The organism is Streptomyces sp. AM 4-1-1 (genome assembly GCF_029167625.1).
GTDB lineage: Bacteria > Actinomycetota > Actinomycetes > Streptomycetales > Streptomycetaceae > Streptomyces.
On sequence record NZ_CP119145.1, the window covers coordinates 3323530 to 3348749 of the forward strand.

The following is a 25220-nucleotide window of genomic DNA, read 5'->3' on the forward strand; positions in this document are numbered from 1 at the left end:
CCTCCTTCTGTGGAACGTCCCGAAACGTCCTTGCCGCTCCTGACCGGTCTCGGCTTGTATGGCGTCTGTGAACGAGCGATTGCAATCCGTGCTCGCCCAGCGCGGCATCCCACCCGAATCACTCGCCGAAGTCTGTGAGGTGGACCCCAAGACCGTCGGCCGGTGGCTCGGCGGGCGCGTTCCCCATCCTCGCCACCGCTTCCGCGTCGCCAAGCACTTACGGGTCGAGGAACTGTTCCTCTGGCCCGCACCAGCGCCGACCACGCCGCAGCAACTCGCAGGTTCAGGGCAGGAGCTGGTCGGGACCTACCAGAACCGGGCGAGCGTCCCGCGCGACACATGGCTGTCGCTGCTCAACGGCGCCCAGGAGCAGATCAGCGTCCTCGTCTTCTCCGGCACCTTCTTCGCTCAGTCCAACCCGCACGTGGCCAAGATGCTCGCCGAGCGTGCGTCGAGCGGGGTGCGAGTGCGGCTCTGCTTCGGCGACTCGAAGGGCCGGGCTGCAGCAATCCGGGGCCACGAAGAGGGAATCGGCGACACACTCGCCGCCAAGATCCGTGCCTCCCTGACCTACTACCGGCCCCTGTTGTCCGAGGCCGGATGCGAGGTGAGACTGCACGACACCACGCTCTACACCTCCATGTTCCGATACGACGATGATCTTCTGATCAACCCGCATGTCTGGGGCCAGCCGGCCAGTGCCAACCCCCTCCTCCATCTCCGCAGAGCAGACACGGCGGGCTGGTTCGACAACTACGCTCAGAGTTTCGAAGCTGTCTGGGCCACCGCACGGCCCTGGACACCAGACCAGGAGGGGCCCTCGCCACATGGGCAGGACTGAGTACTACAACGACCCCAAGGCCCCCAAGGCGAACACGCTCATCCCCGCCAACAACCTGCTCGTCGTCGACGACAACGGCGCCATACTCCTCCAGCGCCGCAGGGACACCGGCCAATGGGCCCTTCCCGGAGGAGCCCAGGACATCGGCGAGACCGCCGCCCAGTGCGCCGTGCGGGAATGCCAGGAAGAGACCGGAATCATCGCCGAGATCACGGGCTTCCTGGGGGTCTACACGAACCCGAACCACATCGTGGCCTACACCGACGGCGAGATCCGCCAGCAGTACGAGAACACCTACATCGGCCGCCCCGTAGGCGGCGAGCCCACCATCAACGACGAAGCCGACGGCGTCCGCTACGTCCAGCCGAGCGACCTGGACCAGTACGACATCCACCCCAGCATGCGCCAACAGATCGGCGACTACCTCGCCGGCACCTACCCCTACCTGGGCTGAGCAGCCAGCGCTGCCTCCACTCGCCCCACGGCCGCAAGAATGTCCGGTGACGCTCGACGGATGAACCGCCCCACCAGGCTGTCCGACCCATACCGGCCGGTAATCTCGGCCAACCGGGCATCGGTAGAAGTGATCGCACCATCGGGCGTAGTCGTCATATCGCAGTACACGAGTGCGTCCACGAGGCACTGGTTGTCCAGCAGCGGAAACTCAGCTTCCAGCACATCCCGCAACCTGCGCTCCTCCGCTTCCAATATCGCAAACGAGTGGTTTGCCACCAACCGAACCAGCTGTTCATCCGCAGCATGGGTGTCACGAAGGAAACGAGCCCCATCCAGCGGATGGAAACCAGTGACAGCCAGGCGCGGGGCATAGCCCACGTCGTGCAGGACGGCCGCAGAGGCCAGGAGCTCCGCGTCCTCTCCTGCAACTCTGGCCAGTCCCTCTGCTCGCTGCGCGACCCCTTGCGAGTGCGCCCAACGACGAGGAAGGGGCTCAGCCATCTCCGTCTCGGCCACCCCGCATGCCCACTCCATCATCGATCCGTCCATGCTCGGTACGTGCCCAGGTCCAGCCCTCCCCACTCGGGACTGGATAGCGTCACAGCGAGGAATCGACCGGAGCCCATACTGCGGCTCCTGGGGCCAGTAGGGTTCTGACTGATTCTGGATACTCCGGCGCGCGGGTACGCGGGCCTTTAGCTGTGAGGGAACGAGGCGCAGTGGCGACGACCACGACGGTGCACGACGTTATCTGGGCGATCCGTAACGGCGTCGACGGGAATCGCGATCGTGGTACCCGCTTCGAGGAACTCATGCTCCAGTACCTCAGCACGGACCCGACATGGACCGAACAGTTCACGCGGGTATGGATGTGGGCCGACTGGCCGGGTGCCGAGCATGACAAGCGCGACACCGGCATCGACCTGGTAGCCCAGGATCGGGAGACCGGCGGCTTCTGCGCCATCCAGTGCAAGTTTTACGAGTCGAAGCACACCATCCAGAAGGAAGACATCGACTCGTTCTTCACCGCTTCCGGCAAGGGCGGCTTCACCCGCCGCATGGTCATCTCCACCACCGAGAAGTGGGGTGTCCATGCCGAAGCGGCCCTGGATGATCAGCAAATCCCTGTTACCAGGGTCGGCCTGTCCGACATCGCGAACAGCCCGGTCGAGTGGCACATGCCCACGATCGGCGCCCCGCTCGAAATGCAACTGAAGGCCAAGAAGACTCCGCGCCCACACCAACGCGAGGCAATCGACTCAGTCTTTGACGGCTTTACCGAGAACAATCGCGGCAAGCTGATCATGGCCTGCGGCACGGGAAAGACGTTCACGGGTCTGAAGATCGTCGAGCGGCTCCAGAAGGAGCGCGCCGCTGCTGGCAAGGGCGATCACACCACCGTCCTCTTCTTGGTCCCCTCCATCGCGCTGCTGTCGCAGACCCTGCGCGAGTGGTCATTCGAGGCTGAAGTCACTCTGCGCCCCTTTGCTGTCTGCTCTGACGTCAAGGTTGGCAAGGGGAAGCCTCAGGGCGATGACCAGGACATGGCCACCCACGACCTGGCTCTACCCGCCACAACTGACCCCGATCGCCTGATCAAGCAGATGGCCAGCGTCGAGGCAGGCCCGGGACTGACGGTGGTCTTCTCCACCTATCAATCGATTGCCACGATCGCCGCAGCGCAGAAGAAGGGGCTGGGCAGCTTCGACCTCATCCTGTGCGACGAAGCCCACCGCACCACTGGCGTCACGCTGTCTGGCCACGACGAGTCGGCCTTCGTCCGCGTCCACGACGACGCGTACCTCGCCGCAGACCGCCGCCTCTACATGACGGCCACCCCACGCATCTACAACGAAGACACGAAGGCCGACGCCAAAAACTCGGAAGCGGTCCTGGCGTCGATGGACAACGAAACGCTCTTCGGCCCGGAATTTCACCGGCTTGGCTTCGGCAAGGCCGTCGAACAGGGCCTGCTTACTGACTACAAGGTCCTCATCCTCACCATCGACGAAGGCGTCGTCGCCAAGACCCTCCAAGAGGGCCTCGCTGGTGGCGCGGGCGAGCTGAACATCGATGACGCAGCGAAGATCATCGGCTGCTGGAACGCCATGGCCAAGCGCACCGGCACGTTTGCCGACGGCTCCGGCTTCGCCGAAGGTGAGGCGCCAATGAAGCGGGCAGTCGCCTTCGCCCGTTCCATCGCCGATTCCCAGTCCATCGCCGATCGGTTCAACGAAGTCGTTGATGCTTATGACGATGCCGACGACGACGTACTTCACTGCGAGGTAGACCACGTAGATGGCACCTTCAACACCCTGAAGCGCAACGTCCTGCTCGACTGGCTCAAGCAGGATCCGGGCCAGAACCAGGCACGCATTCTGTCCAACGCACGCTGTCTGTCAGAGGGCGTTGACGTCCCCAGCCTGGATGCCGTCCTCTTCCTGCACCCGCGCAACTCAGTGGTCGACGTAGTCCAGTCCGTCGGCCGCGTGATGCGCCTGGCCCCCGGCAAGAACTACGGCTACATCATCCTGCCCGTCGCGGTGCCGGCTGGCACGCCGCCGGAAAAGGCTCTCGCCGATAACCAGCGCTTCAAGACTGTGTGGCAGGTACTTCAGGCCCTGCGCGCCCACGACGACCGCTTCAACGCGACCGTCAACCAAATCGAGCTGAACAAGCATAAGCCCGACAACAAAATCGGCATCGGCAGCATCGGGCCTAACGACGAGACGATCGGCGGAAAGGACGGCTCCAGCACAGCGGACAGCACGCAGGAGGCCAAGGACAGGGAAGCCCAAAGCGCCCAGCACGTCCAGGACGCACTGTTCTCTATCAGCGACTGGCGCGACGCAATCTACGCACGAATCGTCGATAAGGTCGGCGAGCGCCACTACTGGGAGGACTGGGCGAAGGACATCGCGGACATCGCCCGCCGGCATGTCACCCGCATCGAGGCCGCGCTCGCGATCCCCGAGAAGAAGGCGGCCTTCGACGAGTTCGTAAGCGAGTTGAGGGCCAACATAAACCCCGGCGTCTCCGAGACCGACGCCATCGACATGCTCGCACAGCACATCGTCACCAAGCCCGTCTTTGACGCCCTCTTCAAGGACTACGGCTTCGCCGAACATAACCCGGTCTCCAAGGCTATGGAGCGAATGCTCGACATCCTCGATGATCAGGGCCTAGACGCAGAGACAAAAACCCTTGAAAGCTTCTATCAATCGGTGAAGGTTCGCGCCGAGGGAATCGACAATCACGAGGGCCGCCAGCGAGTCATTGTCGAATTGTACGACAAATTCTTTAAGACGGCGTTGCCTAAGACGGCCGACGCCCTCGGCATCGTCTATACGCCGGTCGAGGTCGTCGACTTCATCATCCGTTCTACCGAGCAGGCCATGGCGAAGCACTTCGGCCGATCGCTCTCGGATGAAGGCGTTCAAATTATTGACCCGTTCGTCGGGACCGGCACGTTCCCCGTACGCCTCCTTCAGTCCGGGCTTATTAGATCGGAGGATCTTCTACGGAAGTACACGAGTGAGATTCACGCAAACGAAATCGTGCTCCTCGCGTACTACATTGCTGCCGTCAATATCGAGGCCGCTTTCCACGAGATTGCCGACGGCGATTACCAACCCTTCGAAGGCATCGTCCTAACAGACACCTTCCAGCTTGCCGAGGGCACAGGGAAGCTAGACGGAATGGATGTCCTGGAGGGCAATAGTGAGCGCGCGAAGAAGCAGCAAACTCAGGGCATTACTGTGGTCGTCGGAAATCCACCGTACTCAGTCGGACAGGACAGCCAGAACGACGACAACCAGAATCTAAAGTACCAGGTTTTGGACGATCGCATTCAGCGAACGTACGTCGCACGATCGACAGCAACAAATAAGAATTCACTTTACGATTCCTATATTCGCGCTGTCCGCTGGGCATCCGATCGCATCAAACATGAGGGCGTCGTCGCCTTCGTCTCCAACGGTGGCTATATCGACGGCAATACGGCGGACGGTCTACGTAAGTCACTTACCGAGGAATTCGACACAATCTACTGCTACAACCTACGGGGGAACCAGCGCACCGCCGGAGAGCTGTCTCGGAGAGAGGGCGGGAAAATCTTCGGGTCGGGCAGCCGGAACACCGTCGCCATCCTCATCTTGGTCAAGGGAGGAGAAAGTGTAAATTCAGCTGAAAATTGCACACTGTACTACCGGGATATCGGCGACTACCTCAGCCGTGAGGACAAGCTTCGCATCATTGGATCCGAGAATCTCGACACGGTAAAGTGGCAGCACCTCACTCCGAACGCAGACGGCGACTGGATTAACCAGCGTGACGAGCGGTTCGCAGAGTTTCGACCCATTGGCGAAAAGGATAAGGCTGCTCGCGCGAACGCTGTCTTCGAAGTGCACTCCGGCGGGCTAAAGAGCGGACGCGACCCTTGGGTCTACAACTTCTCCATGCACAGCGTGAGGGAAAACGTACGGTCGATGATCGACTTCTACAACGAACAGGTGACGGGATTCGCAGAATACTGCGAGACACGGGGCGTGACCGACCCTAAATCGACGGATGCCGAGAAGTTCATTGACTTCGATCCGAAAAAGATCAGCTGGAACCGCGCAGACAAAGCCAATGTCGCGAGGGGAACAAAGATTTCCTTCGATGAACGACGCCTATTCCGCTCCACCTATCGCCCATTCGCGAAGCAGCATGTCGTCTTCGACGCGCGACTGAACGATATGGTTTACCAACTCGGACGGCTGTTCCCAACCCCTGATGACACTAACTTCGGCTTCTACACTGTCGGCAACGGCTCAGCCGTGCCCTTCTCCGTCCTCATGCTCGACGATGTGCCTGATCTCCATGTAACGGGTGCAGGTAGCGGCGGTCAATTCTTCCCTCGCTATACCTACCGAGAACTCGGCAAGAAAGACGACCTCTTCGCCGACACAGAGGAAGAGACCGGACTCGAACGCGTCGACAACATCACTGACGCCGCCCTGCGGGACTACCAGAAGAGCTACAACGACTCGACCATCACCAAGGACGACGTCTTCTACTACACATACGGGCTGCTTCACTCGCCGGAATACCGCGAACGCTTCGCCGCTGACCTAAGAAAGTCACTACCCCGCATTCCCAAGGTGCGGGACTTCCGGGGATTCACTGAAGCCGGCCGGAGACTTGCCGAGCTGCACGTTCGCTACGAGCAGGCTGAGCCGTATGGGGGCATCGTCGAGACACCGGCTCCAGACACTCTGTCGGGTACCTCGCCCCACGAGATGTACCGGGTCGCCAAAATGAAGATCCCCAAAAAGAAGAGCGAACAAGACCGCTCGACGATCATCTACAACAACCGTGTCACCCTCACCAACATCCCCGAGGACGCGTACCGATTCCAACTCGGCGCCCGCTCCGCGATCGAGTGGATCATCGACCGCTACCAGGTTAAGGTCGATAAGGCGTCGGGCATTATCAACGACCCGAACGAGTGGTCCGATAACCCGCGTTACATCATCGACCTTCTCAAGCGGATCGTGACGGTCAGCTTGGAGACTATGAAGATCGTGGACTCGCTTCCGCCACTAGAAATTCTCGGGTAGCGGATAAGTGGACTCTGCCCAATGAACGGCCCCCTGCGCGTGCAGGTTGCTTGCCCTAGAGGGGCCGCTCGTCCTCAGCCCGCCGGCGGCACCTCTTAGGGCTTGCCGGGCTTCGGCCGGGCGACACGCGGCACCTTTGGCCCCTTCTTGGCCGACGGAGGAACCGGAAGCAGCCCGCGCTGGGTCAGCTCGTCGATCCCGATCATGGGAGCTTCAGCGACCTCTCTGAGGAGACTCCTTTGCTCGGGCTCAAGCGCAACCAACAAACCAAGGACGTTCAATAGATTGAGGAGTTCAATCGTATATTCCGAAGGCCACTCCTCGGGCAGAATGTCGTTTAGTGGCGTCTGGCGTTCGACGTCGGGGTTGCGCTTACGGAAACCGAACCACTTTTTTACGACTTGCACCCCGCCGATCTGGTAGTCCCAAACCTCCGATGTGACGGGGGCGATAGCGCCCGTGCCAAGAGTGAGGGTGCGTGTGCCAGCATCGTAGAGAATGGCTTCGGGGAATCCCCCAGACCCCTCACCGATAGGCGTCGGGTTCCTAGGCCGGTCACGCTCCGGTAGACGCGGCTCTGACTCCGGTCGGCCAGCCGCTGGGTCCGCCCAGCGATCACCGTAGGTGTGCAGCCACACCACACGCTTGCCGACGTTCGCCACCTTCTCCCACAGGTCTGCATCTCGGGTTAGAGGGATGCGGACGCCGGGTGCGCTCAGCTGCTGCCGGAAGTACTCGGTATATCCGGAATGTCCGGCGATTCCAGCGATATAGGCAAGTAGGTCCTCAGCCGTGACTGGGATGCCGAGCACGCTGGCAAGAGCTTCGAGGAGGCCGGGCGTGATATTCACATGCTGGCCGAGAGGGTCACGGTATAGGGGTAGGACGCGCCCACCCTCGGTACCCTTGAAATGGTGCATGTCCGGGATGAGTGCAGTGAAGCTCACCGCGGGGCCCGGACGACCTGATTCCGAGTGAAGCTCGGAAAGGAACACCTGTCGGTCACTCTTCGTGAACCACAAGGGAGGACGCGGGTAGTCAATGATGCGGCGGTCCGCTATTAGGTGTTGTCGGTCGAAGGTCATCCGCCCGTACGGTTCCAGCACGGGAATCTGGTTGGTCGCATCTGCGAGGACCTCCCGCCATTCTTGGTTGGGCAGGGGCTGTTCCAGCTTGTCAGGGCTGCGATCACGAGTGCCCTTCATAAGCGCGGCCTTGCGACTCTTAGGCGCTTTGATCAGAGCCTTCCAGCGATCGTGTAGCGCCTCCCTACTAGGGGATATCGGCCAACTGCGGTTGTTCTTATTCCCGGGCGTGGTCCACGGCAACAGCGCGTCCAAGGGTGGCATCATCGCCCAATCCTCGGCCGCCGCGGGACGGAATGGGTCCGTAAGGACTTCGGAGCAAATTTGCCATGGGCTACCGTCCTTGTGCCCATCCACGCCGAGACCCGCGAGCCAGGCGAATTTTTCCTCTCGGCGTCCAGCGGGAACGTCCAGCCGTTGCACCGTAGCTGGCAAGTTGGGGTTCGGTGTACCCCTGCGCACGAAGATTGCGATGCAAATCTCCCGCTTCGCTGTCGGGAACACACGATTCCGTGTGTCGGAATAGGCGCCCTCTGGCGAGAGGCCGATAATCCATCCCTCATCTGCCGACGTGCGCAGGTACCGGCGCATTCCTGCAGCTCCCTTGCTGTCGAGGAAGCCTGCATTAGTAATGAACGCAACCACTCCTGAGGGGGCGTCAGGATCCCCGTTAGCGGACATCTGATCGAATGCCTTCCAGGTGGCCCATGCCCAGAAGTAAACGTAGAGGTTGTCCAGGGCATACCCGGTCCGACCTATGTCGGGCGCGCGGAATCGGTTCAGGATCGGAGGGGCCTTATTTTCACCTCCCTCTGCTATCCATCTTCCTTGGCCTGCGGCCTTGGCACCCTTGAGATAGGGCGGATTACCGATGACCACCATCACCTGCTCTTCGGCCTTGATCTTGTTCGCGGCCTTTCGGTGCTGGGCGATGGCCTCGTAAACAAAACCGAGGCGCTGTTCGACACCCGGGTCGTCGAGGGTGTCGGCAACGTGCAGGCGGAATGCGTTGTCTACGATCTCCGTCTGGTGGGCCTTGAAGGCATGGCTGAGGCGGAGCTCGGCCACGGCGTACGGGCCGGTCTGCTTCTCGAAGCCGATGAGACGGCCGGCAAGTTTACGCAGGAGACCTGGCTTGAGGCCGTTGTCGTATTCCTGCTCGATGTCCTTAGCCACACGATTGACGATGTTGATCAGAAACGTACCGGTACCGGTGGCAGGATCGACCACGGTTACATCGTCGCTGCCGAAGCCCTTTTCTCGGCCGAGCCGAGTCCGCAGGACCTGGTCGGTGAAGCCGACCATGAAGCTGACGACCTCATTAGGCGTGTAGTAGATACCAGTCCGCTGTCTGAGTGCCGGGTCGTACGCCCCTAGGAAGCCCTCATAGAAGTGGAGGTAAGCGTCACCGGTCTCGTCTTCGAATAGTGCGGAGTCGACTTTGGAGATGACCTCAACCATGACGCCGACCACGCCGCGCAGACCGTCCAAGGCGTCGTCCGTCATGACCTCGAGCGCCCTACCCATCAGCGAGTGGCTCTTGCCGAGCTTCCTCGCCACCTCCACCAAGGAAAGAGTCTCCAGATCAATATTCTCGATCCGGGCTAGCAGTAGTGCGAATGTGAGGGTCTGAGCGTACTGGTCCGCGAAGGACTCTGGCGTCGCGTCCGGAAACAGTAGATCGCGCCAGTCCTGTGCAAGGAACGTGAAGGTTGCGTTAGCCTCCCCGCGCTCTTCACGGGCAAGTCGCTCCCGAACCTCGTCACGCAGCAATGCGCACAGACCGGCGATGCGTTTGACCAGGTCGCCGAGGTTCTCCGGCTCTGTTGGTACCCAGCCGAAGAACAGAGCGACGAGCTGCTCGAACCTGTCATCTGCCACGGCCAGCGCTGCGGTGCCATGGTCCAAGTCGCCGACTAGTCTGGCCGTTGCTCCGATCTGGACCCCCTCCCGGTACAGGGCCCACTCGTAGCCGTCTGTGTAGAGGAGATTGGGCAATACCTTGATCTTTTCCCATTGCTCGTGGTCATGGCTGTTGACTGACCACTTCGAAGGGTCAACGCCCTTCCCGGGCGCCTTCAGCTCGACATGCCCAATGATCTTGCCCCCGATGGTCATGGCGAAGTCTGGCCGGGCCTTGAGCTTCTTGATCGCGTGTTGGCCGTGTGCAGTCATCCTGACGTTCTGACGACGGGCCATACCTCGCATGAGGTGCTCCGTAGGGGCTGTCAGCGCCTCTTCTCGGCCACTGCCCCTCCCTCCGACCCCCTGGAGCTTTGCTGAGACCTCGCGACCGAACTGCGCGACAAGCTCCGCGACACCTGATGCGGCCCCCGCCCCGTCAGACTGTTTAGCTACATACGACATCGTCCGCCCCCAACGCAGCCCTATTAGGTTGACGATCCTACGAGCCGAGTGCGCGGTAGGAAGATAAGCCAGGGCACTCGCCCTTGGGACGTGCCCCTCCTGGCCGGTTGCGACGTCGACGCTCTTCCACGCGGTACCACTCAGCACCCTTGCTCACACGCGCCTGCGCCCTCAGTAGCTTCCGCCGTAGCTGCGACTCGCGAGCAGCGGAGCCGCATGATGTAGCCAGGCAGGGAAGGGACTCCGACCCAGAGAAGACGACAACGCGTAATCACCTGATCACCCCCTGCCATGATCTGGCAACCCCAAGCAATGTGGCGCGCGCCGTACCCGAGTCGAGATAGTGGCGCTCAAGCAGCCGCGGACGGTCTCTGACCGAGTGGAACCACTGGTGTCGTGGTTGCAATTCTGGTTGCGTTCACCGACATACGGCACCGTTCAGAAAGTCCGCCGTAGCATCCCTGCCGCAGGTCAGGACACCTGCGTACATTGCCGAACCCTCAGGCGAACATTTGGAAAGCGTGTTGGGGGCAACCCCTCACGAGTTCGAATCTCGTATCCTCCGCCATTGCTCTCACCGGGCAATACGTTGAAGGCCCCTGCAATTCGCTGCGGGGGCCTTCGACATCGGTGATCGCAGTTCTGGTCTCAGTCGACCGACTGACAGCGCCTCGGCTCATGTCCCGTGTTCACGGGCTCCCCCGTTCCTCCCTCCCTCCCGGCCATCGCCTCCCGGTACGCCTCGGGCAGGCCGAGTGCCACGGCCAGGACGAGGTCCCGCTTGTGCGTGATGGTCACGCTGATTTCGTGCAGGTCCAGGGTGGCCGCCCGGGCGGCGGCCGCACCGGTGAGGCGTACGGCGGGGGCGCCGTCGTCCTCGCGCAGGACGGCCACCTGGCAGGGCCGCACTCCGCCCGCCATTCCGGTGCCGAGTACCTTCAGCACCGCCTCCTTGGCCGCGAACCGTCCGGCGAGGAACTCCCGGGCGCGGGCGGGGCCGAAGCTCTCGGCCGTGGCCAGTTCCTCCGGCGTGTAGACGAAGGAGGTGAACCAGCTCCGGCCGAGCAGCCGATCCAGCTCGCCGAGGTACAGCAGGTCGGCCCCGAGCCACATCACTCGTCCCTGTCGCCCGCTGCCGTGAACACCGCGAGATGACCGCGGCCGTCGCGCGGGTCCGTGTCGCAGAGCACGACCTTGCGGTACGTGCGCTGCCACCGCTGCCAGTTCTCGGCGAGCTCCAGCCAGACGCCGGTGCAGTACGTGCCGGGCGGGGCACGGTGGGCGTCCGCGCCCTCCGGCACCGGTACCTCCCCGGCCCAGGGGCCGAACACGAACAGGGTCCGCCGTGTGCCGTCCTCCCGGGCGCAGGCATCGGCCAGTGACGGCACGGTGGCGACCCGCGCGAGGTTCAGCCCCTGTCCCTCGCCCGAACGGAGCACCAGCGCCGCCGCCGAGTCGGTCAGCGGGGTGTCGTGCACCAGCGGGAACCTGGTCGGCAGCGTGGTCTGTTCCAGTACCGCGATGACCACCTCGGCCGCCCGCCCCGCGCGGTGGTACGCGGCAGCGATCCGCAGCGCGGTGAACGGGGCGGCGAGCCCCTGCTGTCCGACGGCGAAGTTGACCGCCTCGCCCCCCAGGCGCTCGGTGAGGTGGGGGGAGATCGCGGTGAACGGCACCACGTCCGGCAGGGCGTGGGCGACCACCAGCAAGTGCGGTCTGCTCTCCCGTACCCCGTCGGCTTCGGCGAGCAGGTCCGCGAGCTGCCGGTGGCTCACGTGGGGGCCCCTGCCCAGCAGTTCCTCGTCCGGTTTGATGCCGAAGGGGCCCAGCAGGTCCCGGAAGTACTCCAGGGCCGCCGTGTCGTCGGCGGGTGCCTCGCCCCTCGGTGCGCGCACCGCGGCGGCCGCTCCTACGGTCAGGTGTGTCATGCCGCCACCTGTCCCGCCGTCAGCAGTTTCTCGACGTAGTCGGCGAAGGACCGGATGGTGCGCAGATGGTCGATGTCGAGGGTCTCCGGGTCGACCGCGGCCCCGGTGCTGTCCTCGACCAGCAGCAGCAGTTCGAGTACGGACGAGGAGTCGAGCCGCAGGTCGTCGAAGAGGCCGGTGTCCTCGGGCACCCGCCCGATCTGCCGTCCCAGCACGTCCTCCAGTGCTTCCTCGATGGCCGCGAGGACCTGGTCGCGGCCCGGCGCCGTGTCGTTCACGCGCCGCCCTCCTTCCGGTGGGTGATCACCATGGCCCCGAAGGTCGCGCCGAGGCCGACCGAGACCAGCACGTAGTGGGCGCCCTCGGTGAGCCGGCCCGCCTCGCGCAGGGTGGTGTAGTTGACGAACACGTCGGACGCGAAGGTGTGGCTGTAGCGGGGGACGTTCTCCAGGAAGACCCGCTCGGGGGCCACGTCGAGCGCCTTGATGGTCTGGCGCCAGGCGAGCATGTTGACGTTGTGCGGGATGATCAGCTCGATGTCGTCCAGGGTGAGGCCCGCGTCCGCCACCGCCCGGTTGATCACCTCGGCGATCCGGGGCCCGTACTGCTGGCCGAACTCGTTGTTCTGCTCCGCCGTCAGCTCCAGCCACTGGGCGTACTCGCCGAGCGTGCGCGTGGTGAAGGCGTGGACCTGGTCCCCCTGTCCGTCGATGGTGACCAGGCAGGCCGCCGCCGCGTCCGCCATGATCGCCGTGTTGGGGATGTGCTGGACGATGGGCGAATAGGCCCGCTCGCCCGTCACCATCAGGGCGTACGCGCTGTCGTCGCCCTCCGCGCGCAGCAGTTCGCCCACCACGTCGATGGCGCCGAGGCTGGAGACGCACGCCTGGTGGCTGAGGGCGAACGCCTCGGTTCCGCCTTCGGCGAGCCCCAGTTCGTCCCTGACCACCTGGGCGACGTCCACGTCGGGCGGTGCGACCGCCTGGGTGGTGTGGGCGTAGACGAGATAGGCCAGCCTGCCGCCCTCGGGCAGCGCCTCCAGCGCGCGCCGCGCCGCGGGCCTCACCAGGTCGAAGAGGCCGATGTCCGGATCGAACCGAAGGGTGTCGAGACCGTAGAACTTCCGGAAGACCCCCAGTTCGGCCCGGCGGAGCCCGAGGTGCTCACCCAACTCCTCGATGCGCAGGCTGCGTTCGGGCAGATGGGATTCGATGCGTTCCAGTGTGGTGTGACCGCCCATCAGCCGACGGCGATCTCTGCGCGGATCAGCCACAGGCGGTTGGCACCGCGCCTGCTCCTCGGCTGGACCTCGTACGGCCAGCGCCCCTCACCGGCACCGGGAGCGCCGGGCTCGCGCAGGTCCGTCACCTTCCAGCCGTTGCCTTCGATGAACTCCTCGGGCTGGTCGGTGCCGAAGATCCACGGCGTGCCGTCGGCCGCGAGCGTGTCCAGGAACGGCTTGGAGAAGGGGCTGCGCAGCAGGGACCGGCCGAGGATGTCGAAGGAGAGCCGGCTGCCGGGCGCGGACGCGGAGGCCAGCAGCCGCAGCAGACCCGCCGCCTGCTCCTCGGTGAGGAAGAAGGTGAGCGCCTCGGCGATCCACAGGGTGGGCCGGGAGGCGTCGAAACCGGCGGCCTTCAGGTCCGGCAGCCACTCCCCCGTCAGATCGGCCGGGACCTCGCGGCGGTCCGTGCGGGGCTCCGCGCCCAGCGCGTCCAGGCGCCTGCGCTTCTCTTCGATGAGCGGGCCGTGGTCCACCTCGTAGACCTTGGTGCCCTCGGGCCACTGGAGACGGAAGGCCCGGGTGTCCATGCCCGCGGCGATCAGGACGACCTGCTGGATGTCGGTCTCGGCGAGCGTGGTCCGGATGCTGTCGTCGAGGAACTTGGTACGGATGGAGATGAACGGCAGTAGCCCTCCGCCCTGGTAGCGCTCGATGAGGTCGAAACCCTTGGGCGCCGCGAGGTCACGGGCGAGCGGGTCGTGGTAGAGGGCATCGTCCCGCTCGGATTCCAGCGCTCGCGCGGCGGCCATCCACTGGGCCGTGTAGGAGACTGCGTGCATGATTCGCCTCTTCAGGGGTCGGGGTGTGGTCGGTCACGGCCGGCGGGCCGGGACCGTCGGGGCGGCCGGGGAGGCCGGGAGGTTCGGGGAACCGGGCGCGGTCCGGGAAGGCCGGGGTAGCAGGGCAGTTCGAGGAGCCGGGAAAGCCCGGGGAGCCCCGGACGGTCCGGGGAGCCCGGGAAAGCCCCGGGAGCCCCGGAAGGCCCGGGGAGCCCGGGAAAGCCCCGGAAGCCCCGGTAACCCTGGGAGGCCAGGACGGCCGGGAAGCCCAGGAAGGCCGAACGGCCCGGAAGCTCCGGTACGGCCAGGTAGCCCCGGAAGCCCGGGACAGCCGGGCAGGTCAGGAGAAGAACGCCTTCTGGATGGTCGCGAGGGACTGGAAGTCCTCGATGTCGATGGCGTCGAAGTCGATCTCGGTGCCGCTGGCGTCCTCGATCGTGTAGACCAGCTCGACGAAGGAGAGCGAGTCGACCAGTCGGCTCTCGATGATGTTGACGTCCATGGCCAGCTCGGTGCGGTCGGCGTGCCGCCCGAGTATCCAGTCCCTGACCTTCTCGATTCCGGTGGAGGTGGTGACGGAACTCATGGGTTTCCTCTCAGAGTTGGGTTCTGCGGGTGGTTCGGAAGGGGTGGCGGGGGCGTGGGCGACCGCCGCGGCGACCGCGACGGCGTAGCCACCGTCGTGGCTGATGCTGACGTCGACCGGGCCGAGCCCGGCGCTGCGGGCGAGGCGGGCGGCCCGTCCGGTGAGCCGTACGAAGGGCCTGCCACCGGTGCCGCGCAGGATCTGGATGCCGGGCCAGGGCAGCGGTTGCCCGGTGGAGCCGAACAGCTTGAAGACGGCTTCCTTGGCGGCGATGCGCCCGGCGACGGCCGCCGGGTCGGGCTCGCCGTCGGGGTCCGGGCTCGACTGCGCCAGTTCCTCGTCGGTGACCATCCGGTGGAGGGCGGGGCCCGACTCGGGGTCGAGCAGGGCGGGAATCCGGGAGAGCGGGACGATGTCGACGCCGATGCGGGGCAGTGCGGCGGCGATCGCCGGCGCGGGATCAGCCCGCATCGACGGCCGCCGCCCGTACGGCGTCCGCCGCGGCGTCCAGGTCGTCGTCGAAGTGCTCGGACAGTACGGCCAGCCAGCGCTCCAGGCCGAAGGCGACACAGGAGGTGAAGGCGTGCTCGCCGGAGGCGAGGGTGATACCGCAGCGTTCACCGAAGAAGTTGCGGTGGGTGTTGACCGAAGCGATGGCCAGGTCGCCGTACTGGAACTCGTACTTGACCGGGCTGAGTTTGGCCAGCAGGGCGCGGGCACCGTCGTTCTTGAAGAACGGGTCGGTGGCCGCCTCCTTGGCGAGACCGATTCCGAGCGCGTCGGAGAAGGCCAGGATGCGTTCGGTGGAGCGGGCGATGACCCGCTGGGTGTGTTCGTACGTGCCCAGGGCGACGATCTCGCGCATCTGGAAGCTGGCCAGGCGCCGCAGTCCCCCGTAGTGGTCCTCGTTGCGGAAGCACCGGTTGACCAGGGTCACCAGGGTGTCGTCGGCGACCCGGCCGCCTTCGTGGAAGAGGTAGGCGCCGTAGCAGGTGGCGTGCGGCAGGCCGTAACGCGCCTCGCGCAGCTGGGCCCGGTCGAACGCGCCGCCCAGCGGCTTGGCGTCACCGGCCTCCAGGTCCAGTGAGCCGGCCACCCACGCCAGGTGCGGGAAGTTGTCGTAGACGTCGAACTTCTCCAGGTCGGTGACCGGGTACAACGGCGGAGGGCTGATCTCGTCGGCCCCCGCGGCGAGTCCCCAGCCGGCGAACGTCCGGTCCAGCTCCCTGAGCAGCCGGGTCGCCCCGGGCCCGAGGATCGCCAGGGCCTGTTCGCCCCCGCTGCCGGTCAGCCGGTTCATCGGACGATTCCCGTCTTCCGCAGGAACTTGGTGGTCTTGCGGAACGTCTGTTCCTCGGCGTGGACCCGGGCCGGTGAGGCGAGCAGTTCACGGCGTATCCCGTGCGGGTCGTCGAGCCCGGCGTCGCGGTAGACCTGCGGGTGGTAGAGGGATTCGAAGCTGTGGGTCATGTAACGGCGCAGATAGCCGGAGATCTCCTGGAGTTCCTCCTCCGTCGCCGTCCTGCGCACTTCCTCGAAGAGCAGTTGGACCAGTTCGCGGCCGAAGGCGATGTGCCGGGACTCGTCCTGGTGGTGAATGCGGTTGATGGCGCGGATCGTCTCGTGCAGCCGCTCGTCCACCGCCATCGAGGAGTTGTAGTGGTCCACCAGCTCTTCGAAGATCATGATGCGGGCGAAGACGAGCAGGTTCTCCACCGCGGCCGATGAGGTGGGGGCGGCCGTGGCGCCGGCCGGCTGGCGGTAGATCTTGCCGTTGCCGTAGCGCAGGCAGAACTCCGCGAAGAACCACATGTGCTCGTTCTCCTCACCGATGAAATGGTGGAAGAACTCGGACGGCGCCTCGAATCCTGCTGTGTGGATGCGGTTGACGACCTCGATGAGGAGTTCGCGAATGCCGTGCACATTGAGGCTGTAGAAGTTGATGCTCTCGTACCGCGAGAGGGCGTGGGCCTGCTCGGGGCTGAGCCGCCGCGCCACCTCCGTCCCGTGGGTGGTGGTGAGTTCGGGGCTCATCCACCACATGTCCTCGGGGAGCCGGTCGGGCCAGTCGAAGAGCCGGTACGGGTTGTAGTAGTCGTCGATGGACTTGGCGCTGAGGCGACCCAGAATCCCCTGGAACCGCTCGCTGCGCTCGATGACTTCGCTGACCATGGACCGATGACCTCCGTTCGCCGCGGGTGCCGCGTCGTCTCCGAAGGTAGGTCGGCACCGGAAGTCCGTTCAACGCCAGAAAGCGGCCTGGCCGGGACCGGACGCCGACCGGTCGCGCACGGATGGGCACGGGTGGGCAATTCGAACCCATGGGCGCGGTTCAAAAATCCCGGGCACCCCTATATCATTGATCGATTAATTTCACCAACCGGATGATTTGCTACGAGTTCGACAGTTTGCGCATATCGCTCCGACCAATGCTATGGAATCGCCGACATTCATGGACAGGGACACCTTGTGGCAAAGCAGCTCTCAGCGGAGAAACGAATTTTGCCGGATACCTCAGAAATTATTTCCGTGTCCGCCGGAAGCTGGATCCAGGCGGCGCGCAAACGCGCCGTGATGAGCCAGCGGGAACTGGCCGCGAAGGCCGGGATGAGCACCCGGGCACTGCGCGACATCGAGCACGGCCGGGTCCGGCAGCCCCAACTGAGCACGGTCCGGCGCCTGATCACCGCCCTGGGACTCGCCGACGCCGAGGCCGCGGCCCTGCACGCCGCGGTACGGGGGAACGCGTCCCAGGCCCAGGACGGCAGGCGGCTGCGCCTCCTCGTCCTCGGCACGCTCTCGGTGCAGCGCGGAGAGAGCCAGGTGGTGATCGCCCGGCCCATGCTGCGGCGGATCATCGGGCTGCTGGTGCTCAAGCACCCGCAGCCGGTCACGCGGCAGGAGCTGGTGGACACCCTGTGGCCGTCCAACCCGCCCCGCTCCTACCAGAGCCTGATCCACACCTACATCAGCCAGGTGCGCCAGAGCCTCGGACAGGGCACGTCGCGCTCCGCGGCGCCGGGCGTGGAACGCGTCCCGGGTGGATACGTGCTCAAGGTCGACCGGAGCCAGACGGACCTGGGCCGCTTCCAGGAGCTCGTGGCCCGCGCGAAGCGCTCCCGGAGCGCCGGGTCCCCCGAGCTCGCCCACGACTCCCTGACGGCCGCGCTGCGGTGCTGGCGCGGGCCGCTGCTCGCGGACATGGACCCCGCGCTGCAACAGCACCCGAGGGCCGTCGCCGTCACCGAGAGCCGTACCGAGGCCGCCCTCCTCCACGCCGACCTGGCCCTGGAGTTGGGCCGCCCCGAGCAGTCCGTACGTCTGCTGTGGTCCGTGGCCGACAGCGATCCGCTGCACGAGGGGGTGCACGCACGGCTGATGCTCACGCTCGCGGCCTGCGGCGAACAGGCCGCCGCACTCAAGGTGTTCGCCGCCTTCCGGGACCGCCTCGACGACCAGCTCGGCATCTCCCCGAGCGACGAGATACGCGACGCGCACCTGCGCGTCCTGCGCCAGCAGCTGCCCCGTCCCGACCGCGGCGCGGACCCGGAGCCCGCCACCGCCGACCGGCCGGCCACCGCCCGGCCCGCCCAACTGCCGTACGGCACCTCCTGGTACACCGGCCGTGACCGGCAGATGCACGAGCTGGACGCGCTGCTGAACGACGACCCGGCCGAGCACACCCCCATCGTGACCGTGATCGGCCCGCCCGGCGTCGGCAAGACGGCCCTCGCGCTGCACTGGGCCCATGCCCATCGCGACCACTTCCCCGACGGACAGCTGTTCGTGAACCTGCAAGGGCACTCGCTGCTGCCCGCCCTGCGCCCCGTGGACGTCCTGGCCCGCTTCCTGCGGGCGCTGGGCGTGGCACCGGGGCAGGTGCCACCCGGTGAGGACGAGGCGGCCGCTCTCCTGCGCACGCTGCTCGCGGGTGAACGCATGCTGATCGTGCTGGACAACGCGGCGGGCGTCGACCAGGTGCGCCCGCTGCTGCCGGGGAGCGGTGCCTGCCGGACCGTCATCACCAGCCGCACCCACCTCTCGGGCCTGATCGCCAACGACGGGGCCCGGCCGCTCAGCCTGGACGTGCTGAACCTGAGCGAGGCCCACGCCCTGCTCACCCGCATCCTCGGCGAGCACCGGGTGGCCGACGAGCCCGACGCCGTGGTGGAGCTGGCCAGGCTGTGCGGCTGGCTACCACTGGCGATCCGCATCGCCGGGGCCAATCTGATCGCCAACGGGAGCGCCGGCGTGGCGGATTACTGCGCGGAGCTGGTCAACGGCGATCTGCTCGGCAGGCTCCAGGTGGAGGGCGACGAACGGTCCGCGGTACGGGCCGCCTTCCACCTCTCGTACCAGGCCCTGCCCGAACCCGCCCGCCGCATGTTCCGGCTGCTCGGCCTCGCTCCGGGGCCCGACATCACCGTGCGGGGCGCCGCGTCCCTGATCGACGCGGACCCGGCCGAGGCCGAACCGCTGCTCAGGTCGCTGGCCCACGCCCATCTGGTCCAGGAGCCGGAACCCGGACGGTTCGGCATGCACGACCTGCTCCGCTCCTACGCCCGCGAGCTGGTCGCGGACGACGAGAGCGGGGCGCGACGGCGTCTGCTCGACTGGTACACGCGAGGCGCGGAGGCGGCCGCCCTGGTCCTGTATCCGGAGGACCCGGTACTGCGGGCGCGCGCCGGGGAGGGGAACGCCACCGAGGCCGCCGTCGCCGACGCCACCAAGGCGACGGAGTGGCTGGAGAGCGAACGCGAGAACCTGATCGGTACGGTGCTGTTCGCGGCGGAGTCCGGGGAGCACCGGACCGCCTGGCGGCTGGCGGAGGCGCTGTACGGCTTCCTCTCCCAGGGCACGTACACCACCGAGTGCCTGGCGGTCGCGGAGGCGGGGTTCGCTTCCGCGACGGCGGACGGTGATCCACGGGCCCGGTCGGCGGCCCGTCTCAAGATCGCCGACTGTCACTGGGCGCAGGGCCACAACGCGGTGGCCCAGGAGCAGTACGCCGACGCGCTGGACCTGGCCACCGAGGCGGGCTGGGCCGACGGGCAGGCCGCCGCGCTGCGCCGGATCGGCGCCGCGTACCAGGAGAACGGCGCCATGCGCACGGCATCCGGACTGTTCCTGCGGGCGCGCGGTCTCACCGGGCAGACCGAAGGGGTGGGCGCGGCCGACGACTTGATGAACCTGGGGCTGATCGGCTGGAAGCTGGGGCGGCTGCACGAGGCCGTTGCCCACTACACACAGGCCGCCCGCCTCTTCAGGGACCTGGGTTCGCTCAGCGGCGAGGCCATATCGCACACCAACCTGGGGATCGTCTACCGCGCCCTCGGCCGTCCCCTGGACGCCATCCAGGTGATGAACGAGGCCCTGCACGTGCACACGCTCAGCGGCAACAAGGCCAGCGAGACAGTGGCATTGAGCTGCCTGTCGTCGGCCCACTCCGACCTCGGCGACCACGAGTCGGGTACGCGTCTGGCGCGTACCGCGCTCGCCTCGGCCCAGTCCATGCGCAACCGGCGCCTGGAAGCCAACGCGCACTTCTCGATGGGTACGGCGCAGGAGCGGGCCGGCGACCTGGAAGGGGCGTCGGCCAGCTACCGGGAGGCGCTGCACCTGGCGGAGGTGGTCAACGACCGCTATCCGCAGGTCTACGCGCTGGTCGGACTCGCCACGATGCGGCTGCGCCTGGGCGCTCCCGAGGAGGCGCTGGCCACCGCCCACCAGGCCCTGTCCCTCGCCCAGGGGGCCGAGTTCCGGCTCCTCGAAGCGTCCGCGCTCAACGTCCTGGCCCAGGTGCGGGTCGTCCTCGGTGAGCCGGCGCGTGCGCTCGACGACGCCGGACGGGCGCTCATCCTGCACCGGGAGACCGGTCACCGGCCCGGTGAGGCGCGCAGCCATCTGGTGATCGGCAGCGCGTACCGGGCGCTGGGCGCCCGGGGCCGGGCGTTCGGGCACTGGCGCCGGTCGCTGCTGCTCTTCCGGGACATGGGTGTGGCGGGCTTCCGGGACCTGAACGTCCGTGCCGTGGGGGGCGCCGCCCGCCCCTGACGGCTCCCCGTCCACCCCCGGCAGCGGGCCTCCGGGACCCGAACGTCCGCACCGTCGGGGGCGCCGCCCGCCCCTGACGGCCCTCGGCGCCCCGGCGGCGGTTCCGCCCCCGACGGCTCCCCGTCCACCCCCGGCAGCGGGCCTCCGGGACCCGAACGCCCACGCCGTCGGGGGCGCCGCCCGCCCCTGACGGCCCTCCTCCCCCGGCAGCGGGCTCCGGTGACTACCGGCAGAGGAATTGCGACTTCTGCCGCCCTCGCGGGGCGACCTCGCTCCGGGGACGCGTCGGCCCAAGTCAGTGCCGGTTCTTCCGGTTCCGCGCGGAGGGCCGACGCGGCCGGGACGGCTATGGCCCGGTTCTGGCCGCGCGGCCAAACGGTCTCCGTACGCTGCTCAGGAAAGGTACAGACCATTCGGCTTCGAAGTGTTCCGCCGCACGTCAATTCACACTCCACCGAAGGAGAACCGTGGAGATCACTTGCGCCGCACGGCCCGGGGGTGACCCCGGCGGAATCGAGGACGTCATCGTCACGGGCGGCCGCTTCGCCGTCCTGGTGAACACGGCCGGCCCGGGGCCCGGCACACATCCACCGGCACATGAGATCTGCGCCCAGCTGGTGGCCGGCCTGATCCAGCACGCCGATACGCCCCTGCCCGCGCTGCTGGACGCCGCCCTCGGCGAGGCGGAGGCAGGACCCCCCGCCTCGGGGTCCGAGCCCCCCGCCTCCCTCTCCGTCGCCGTGGCCCGCACCCGCGAGGGCAAGGTGGATCTGCTCCTGCGGGGCGAGACGGCCGCGCTCATCCAGTTCCCGGACCTGACCGTCAACGAGATGCTGCACAGCCGCTACCCCGGCCGGGCCCTGGTCGGCAGCCTGCCCGTGTCGGAGGCCCGCCGGGTCTGCCTGCTGTCCGAGGGCGCACGCCGGCTGGCCGACCGGTGCGGCTGGGACTGCCGCCGGATTCTCGACCAGGTGACCGCCGAGGGCCCTGACGCCCTCCTGGCGAAGATGCGCGCGGCCGCGCCGGGCGACCTCGCACCGCCGTCCCGGCTCCCCGGAGCGTCGGTGGCGCTCTGCTCCCCGTACACCCGCTGACGCGTTCCAGCCCTCCGCGTCCTCACTCCCTTCCGACCTATCCGAGGTGTCCCCTTTGTCACAGTTCACAGTGGCCTTCTCCGGTCTTTCCCACCGCACCGGACCACTCTCGTTCGGACACGCCAACATCCTGCGGGCCATCACCATCGACGACGACCCGACCCGGCTCAACCTGGCCATGGTCTTCGACGCCCCGGCCGACGGCGGACTCGACCGCGTGGCACGGCAGTTGCACACGCTCCTCGCACGGCACGAGTCACTGCGCACGACGTACCGGTCCGCCACCCCCGTCACCCAGCGGGTGGCCGGCGACGGCGCCCTTACCGCCGAGGTCGTCGACGGCGGCTCCGACCCGCTGGAGACCGCCGAGCGCACCGCGCGCCGACTGCGTTCCAAGACCTTCGACCTGAGCGCGGAACTGCCCTTCAGGGTCGCGGTGGTCACCGCGGACGGCGCGCCGCGCCACCTGGTGTGGGTGGTCTCGCACGCCGCGATGGACGTGGCGGCCTGCGAGGTCCTGCACGCGGAATGGCACGCCCTGTCGACCGGCGAACCGCTGCCCCCGGCGCCCGCGTCGGAGCCCGTCGACGTCGTGGAGCTGGAGCGGACGCCCTCCATCAAGCGGCTCGGCGAAGGGGCCGTACGGTACTGGGAATCACAGATCCGCCAGGTGCCGCAGGCGATGTTCACGCTCCCGCACACGGCTCCCGCGAAGAACGACTGGCTGCACCCCGGACTGAACATCCGCTCACGCACCGTCCCCGCCCAGCTCGAAGCCATCGCGGAGCGCACCGGCGCCAGCGCGTCCGCCGTGGCGCTCGCGGCGCTGGCCACACTGATCGGCCACCGCACCCGCAACGAGTCCGTGACCACCACCTCGCTCTCCGGCAACCGGGTGGTGCGCAAGCTCCACGGGTTCTTCGGTTCGCTGGCGCAGGACGCGCTGCTGCCGGTCGACCTCTCCGGGGCCGCCACCTTCGACGACGTGGTCCGCCAGGTGCGCTCCGCCGGCCTTCCCGCCTACCGGCACAGCTGGTTCGACCCCACCGCCGTCTGGCAGGTCATCAACGGCGTGAGCGCCGGACGCGGCATCAGCTTCGCCCGCGACCTGGTCTTCAACGACATGAGCGCGCTGGCGGCCGCGGCCGGTTCGCCCGACCGGTCCGCGCTCGGGCGGCTGCCCGGCGTCTGGATACCCGGCCACCAGCCCCCGCTCCAAGAGGATGCGGAACTCGGCGGCGGGATCACCTGGCTGCCCGCCGAGGACATCCCCTGCCGGTTCTTCATCTGCCTGTACCAGCTGGAGGAGGAGTTCGAGGTGACGCTCTGGATCGACCCGTACGTCCTGGACAAGGACGAGGCGGAGGAGTTCGGGCGGTCCCTGCTGCGGCTGCTGCGGGCCGCCGCCGGGACCGAACTGCCGCTGACCGAACTGCCCCCGCTCATCACGCTGCCACCGGTCGACCGCGGCGAGGGCTGGTATCTGAGCGACCACTCGTGGATCGAGCTGGACGCCGTACGGGAACTGATCTCCGAGGTCGTCGGGGACGCCCCGCACCTGGTCACCATCGAGCCCGACGAACGGCTCGGGCACCGCCTGGTGTGCCATCTCGTCGCGCCCGCCGCACCGGAGTCCGTCCACGAGCGCACCCTGGTGGCGCTCCCGGGACGGGTCACCGCCATCGCCCCGCACCGCTATCTGGTGCACCCCGCCGCACCGCCCGCCGACGGCCTCGCCGACCCCGCGGCGTGGGCCGCCCTGCCCGTGATCGCGGACGCCTCCGGACGCGCCGAAGGACGTGTGACCGCATGAGCACCACGACCGACGCGCACACCGGCGGATCACCGGAGGGAATCCCGGCGAACGAAGCACCCGCCGACCCGGGGCGGCCCGGGGCGCCGGAGCGCGGGACATCCGTGTGGACCACCAACTTCCGGCTCTACTTCGGCGCCCGGACCGGCTCACTGCTGGGCGACGCGATGCTGCCCGTGGCCCTCTCCGTCGGCCTGCTCGACGCCGGATACGGCTCGTCGGGCGTCGGATACGCGCTCGGCGCGTGGATGGCCGCGCTCGCACTGTGCATGCTCTTCGGAGGGGTCCTCGCCGACCGCTTCACGCCTCGCCGGATGATGGTGCTCGCGGATCTGGCCCGGCTGGCGATCCAGGCGGGCATGGCGGTGATGTTCGCCACCGGTTCGACCTCCCTGATCGGCGTCGTCGCCCTCCAGTTCCTCAGCGGCGCCGCCACCGCGCTGTTCCAGCCCGGCGTGGCGAGCATGGTCCCGCAGGTCGCCACCGACGTGCAGCGGGCCAACGGGGTGCTCAGGGTCGCGGAGTCGGTGGCCGGCGTCCTCGGCCCGGCGCTCGCGGGGCTCCTGGTCAGCTTCTCGGGCCCGGGGACCGTGTTCGGCATCTACGCGGCGACGTACGCGCTGAGCGCCGGATGCCTCTTCGCCCTGCGCCTGGACGCGGCTGCGGCCGGCGACGGCGAAGCGGACTCCTTCCTGCGCCAACTGGCCACCGGATGGCAGGAGTTCAAGGCCCGCACCTGGCTGTGGGGGGTCATCTCCATCTTCCTGCTGTACGGGTGCTTCGTGGCCGGCGTCTCGCTGCCGGTCGGGGCCGACCTGATCGTGAGCGACCTGGGGTCCACCGCGCTCGGCATCGGCATGGCCGCCTTCGGCGCGGGCGGAGTGCTCGGCGGCTTCGTGGCCATCAAGGTGCGCAGCGAACGGCCACTGGCCGCGGGCTCCCTCGGCTGGGCGCTGTTCGCCCTGTATCCGATCATGCCCGCGCTGCGTCCGGGCGTCGTCACGCTCTCGGCCGGGTGGGCCCTGGCCGGTGCCGGTCTGGCCTACTGGTCGGTCATCTGGGCGACCACCGTACAGACCCAGATCCCCGCCGAACTGCTCAACCGGGTGTACGCCTACGACGTCGCCGGATCGCTGACCTCCATGGCGCTGGGCCGCTCACTGGCCGGTCCGCTGGCCTCCGTGACCGGGCAGCGCACGCTGATGGTCCTGGCCACGGCGCTCGGACTGGCCTGCGCGGGACTCCTGCTCGCGGTACCGGCCATCCGGCAGCTGCGGGCGGTCAGGACCGGTGCGGAACCGGACGAGGACGAGAAGCAGAGGAGTTGAC

Annotated in this window: 17 protein-coding genes; 7 read left to right on the forward strand and 10 right to left on the reverse strand. The window is 67.1% G+C overall.

All coding sequences use genetic code 11. The annotated features are described in order from the left end of the window. Window positions 1-67: 67 nt before the first annotated feature. Window positions 68-841 (forward strand): XRE family transcriptional regulator, encoded by a 774-nt coding sequence (locus PZB75_RS14195; RefSeq protein WP_275535656.1) that lies wholly within the window; start codon window positions 68-70, stop codon window positions 839-841. Further along, window positions 828-1295 (forward strand): NUDIX domain-containing protein, encoded by a 468-nt coding sequence (locus PZB75_RS14200; RefSeq protein WP_275535657.1) that lies wholly within the window; start codon window positions 828-830, stop codon window positions 1293-1295. The genes PZB75_RS14195 and PZB75_RS14200 overlap by 14 nt, the downstream gene beginning before the upstream one ends. On the opposite strand, the gene PZB75_RS14205 is transcribed toward PZB75_RS14200, so the two are convergent. Continuing rightward, window positions 1283-1846, reverse strand: coding sequence for an HD domain-containing protein (locus PZB75_RS14205; protein WP_275535658.1), 564 nt, complete (start codon window positions 1844-1846; stop codon window positions 1283-1285). The genes PZB75_RS14200 and PZB75_RS14205 overlap by 13 nt on opposite strands. A gap of 170 nt (window positions 1847-2016) precedes the next feature. Here PZB75_RS14205 and PZB75_RS14210 point away from each other — a divergent pair, with 170 nt between their 5' ends. Continuing rightward, the gene (locus PZB75_RS14210) at window positions 2017-6900 is read left to right on the forward strand and encodes a DEAD/DEAH box helicase (RefSeq protein WP_275535659.1); all 4884 of its coding nucleotides are present in this window, start codon (window positions 2017-2019) and stop codon (window positions 6898-6900) included. 95 nt (window positions 6901-6995) lie between these two features. On the opposite strand, the gene PZB75_RS14215 is transcribed toward PZB75_RS14210, so the two are convergent. The 9 genes from PZB75_RS14215 to PZB75_RS14255 all read right to left on the reverse strand — a co-directional run bounded on the left by PZB75_RS14215 (window position 6996) and on the right by PZB75_RS14255 (window position 17102). Beyond that, window positions 6996-10160 carry a type ISP restriction/modification enzyme gene (locus PZB75_RS14215; protein WP_275535660.1) on the reverse strand — a complete coding sequence of 1055 codons (3165 nt, stop codon included), beginning with the start codon at window positions 10158-10160 and terminating at the stop codon, window positions 6996-6998. A gap of 840 nt (window positions 10161-11000) precedes the next feature. Then, window positions 11001-11465 carry a holo-ACP synthase gene (locus tag PZB75_RS14220; protein ID WP_275535661.1) on the reverse strand — a complete coding sequence of 155 codons (465 nt, stop codon included), beginning with the start codon at window positions 11463-11465 and terminating at the stop codon, window positions 11001-11003. Continuing rightward, on the reverse strand, window positions 11465-12280 hold the full coding sequence (locus PZB75_RS14225) for a hypothetical protein (RefSeq protein ID WP_275535662.1): 816 nt from the start codon (window positions 12278-12280) through the stop codon (window positions 11465-11467). Before PZB75_RS14225 ends, PZB75_RS14220 begins: the two co-directional genes overlap by 1 nt. Further along, window positions 12277-12558, reverse strand: a complete 282-nt coding sequence (locus PZB75_RS14230) for a phosphopantetheine-binding protein (RefSeq protein ID WP_275535663.1) — start codon at window positions 12556-12558, stop codon at window positions 12277-12279. Before PZB75_RS14230 ends, PZB75_RS14225 begins: the two co-directional genes overlap by 4 nt. Beyond that, the gene (locus PZB75_RS14235; RefSeq protein ID WP_275535664.1) at window positions 12555-13520 is read right to left on the reverse strand and encodes a 3-oxoacyl-[acyl-carrier-protein] synthase III C-terminal domain-containing protein; all 966 of its coding nucleotides are present in this window, start codon (window positions 13518-13520) and stop codon (window positions 12555-12557) included. The genes PZB75_RS14230 and PZB75_RS14235 overlap by 4 nt, the downstream gene beginning before the upstream one ends. Beyond that, on the reverse strand, window positions 13520-14344 hold the full coding sequence (locus PZB75_RS14240; protein ID WP_275535665.1) for an SAM-dependent methyltransferase: 825 nt from the start codon (window positions 14342-14344) through the stop codon (window positions 13520-13522). The genes PZB75_RS14235 and PZB75_RS14240 overlap by 1 nt, the downstream gene beginning before the upstream one ends. Window positions 14345-14684: 340 nt before the next feature. Then, entirely contained in the window at window positions 14685-15401 is a 717-nt protein-coding gene (locus tag PZB75_RS14245) for a 4'-phosphopantetheinyl transferase superfamily protein (RefSeq protein ID WP_275535666.1), read from the reverse strand. Then, window positions 15391-16230 (reverse strand): hypothetical protein, encoded by an 840-nt coding sequence (locus PZB75_RS14250; RefSeq protein ID WP_275535667.1) that lies wholly within the window; start codon window positions 16228-16230, stop codon window positions 15391-15393. The genes PZB75_RS14245 and PZB75_RS14250 overlap by 11 nt, the downstream gene beginning before the upstream one ends. Beyond that, the gene (locus tag PZB75_RS14255) at window positions 16227-17102 is read right to left on the reverse strand and encodes a diiron oxygenase (RefSeq protein ID WP_275535668.1); all 876 of its coding nucleotides are present in this window, start codon (window positions 17100-17102) and stop codon (window positions 16227-16229) included. Before PZB75_RS14255 ends, PZB75_RS14250 begins: the two co-directional genes overlap by 4 nt. A gap of 357 nt (window positions 17103-17459) precedes the next feature. On the opposite strand from PZB75_RS14255, the gene PZB75_RS14260 reads away from it, so the two are divergent. The 4 genes from PZB75_RS14260 (at window position 17460) to PZB75_RS14275 (ending at window position 25219) form a co-directional block, all read left to right on the forward strand. Beyond that, window positions 17460-20984, forward strand: a complete 3525-nt coding sequence (locus PZB75_RS14260; protein ID WP_275535669.1) for a BTAD domain-containing putative transcriptional regulator — start codon at window positions 17460-17462, stop codon at window positions 20982-20984. Between the two features lie 467 nt (window positions 20985-21451). Further along, window positions 21452-22078: a hypothetical protein gene (locus PZB75_RS14265; protein WP_275535670.1), complete on the forward strand. Its 627-nt coding sequence runs from the start codon at window positions 21452-21454 to the stop codon at window positions 22076-22078. 55 nt (window positions 22079-22133) lie between these two features. Then, a complete protein-coding gene (locus PZB75_RS14270; protein ID WP_275535671.1) occupies window positions 22134-23891 on the forward strand; it encodes a condensation domain-containing protein in 1758 nt (585 codons plus the stop codon). After that, window positions 23888-25219 carry an MFS transporter gene (locus PZB75_RS14275; protein ID WP_275535672.1) on the forward strand — a complete coding sequence of 444 codons (1332 nt, stop codon included), beginning with the start codon at window positions 23888-23890 and terminating at the stop codon, window positions 25217-25219. Before PZB75_RS14270 ends, PZB75_RS14275 begins: the two co-directional genes overlap by 4 nt. Window position 25220 lies beyond the last annotated feature (1 nt).

Bases quoted from the DNA above. Each gene is read 5' to 3' on its own strand.
- PZB75_RS14200 (WP_275535657.1), top strand. From the start codon at position 828: ATGGGCAGGACTGAGTACTACAACGACCCCAAGGCCCCCAAGGCGAAC.
- PZB75_RS14205 (WP_275535658.1), bottom strand. From the start codon at position 1,846: ATGGACGGATCGATGATGGAGTGGGCATGCGGGGTGGCCGAGACGGAG.
- PZB75_RS14215 (WP_275535660.1), bottom strand. From the start codon at position 10,160: ATGACTGCACACGGCCAACACGCGATCAAGAAGCTCAAGGCCCGGCCA.
- PZB75_RS14220 (WP_275535661.1), bottom strand. From the start codon at position 11,465: ATGTGGCTCGGGGCCGACCTGCTGTACCTCGGCGAGCTGGATCGGCTG.
- PZB75_RS14225 (WP_275535662.1), bottom strand. From the start codon at position 12,280: ATGACACACCTGACCGTAGGAGCGGCCGCCGCGGTGCGCGCACCGAGG.
- PZB75_RS14235 (WP_275535664.1), bottom strand. From the start codon at position 13,520: ATGGGCGGTCACACCACACTGGAACGCATCGAATCCCATCTGCCCGAA.
- PZB75_RS14240 (WP_275535665.1), bottom strand. From the start codon at position 14,344: ATGCACGCAGTCTCCTACACGGCCCAGTGGATGGCCGCCGCGCGAGCG.
- PZB75_RS14245 (WP_275535666.1), bottom strand. From the start codon at position 15,401: ATGCGGGCTGATCCCGCGCCGGCGATCGCCGCCGCACTGCCCCGCATC.
- PZB75_RS14250 (WP_275535667.1), bottom strand. From the start codon at position 16,230: ATGAACCGGCTGACCGGCAGCGGGGGCGAACAGGCCCTGGCGATCCTC.
- PZB75_RS14255 (WP_275535668.1), bottom strand. From the start codon at position 17,102: ATGGTCAGCGAAGTCATCGAGCGCAGCGAGCGGTTCCAGGGGATTCTG.
- PZB75_RS14275 (WP_275535672.1), top strand. From the start codon at position 23,888: ATGAGCACCACGACCGACGCGCACACCGGCGGATCACCGGAGGGAATC.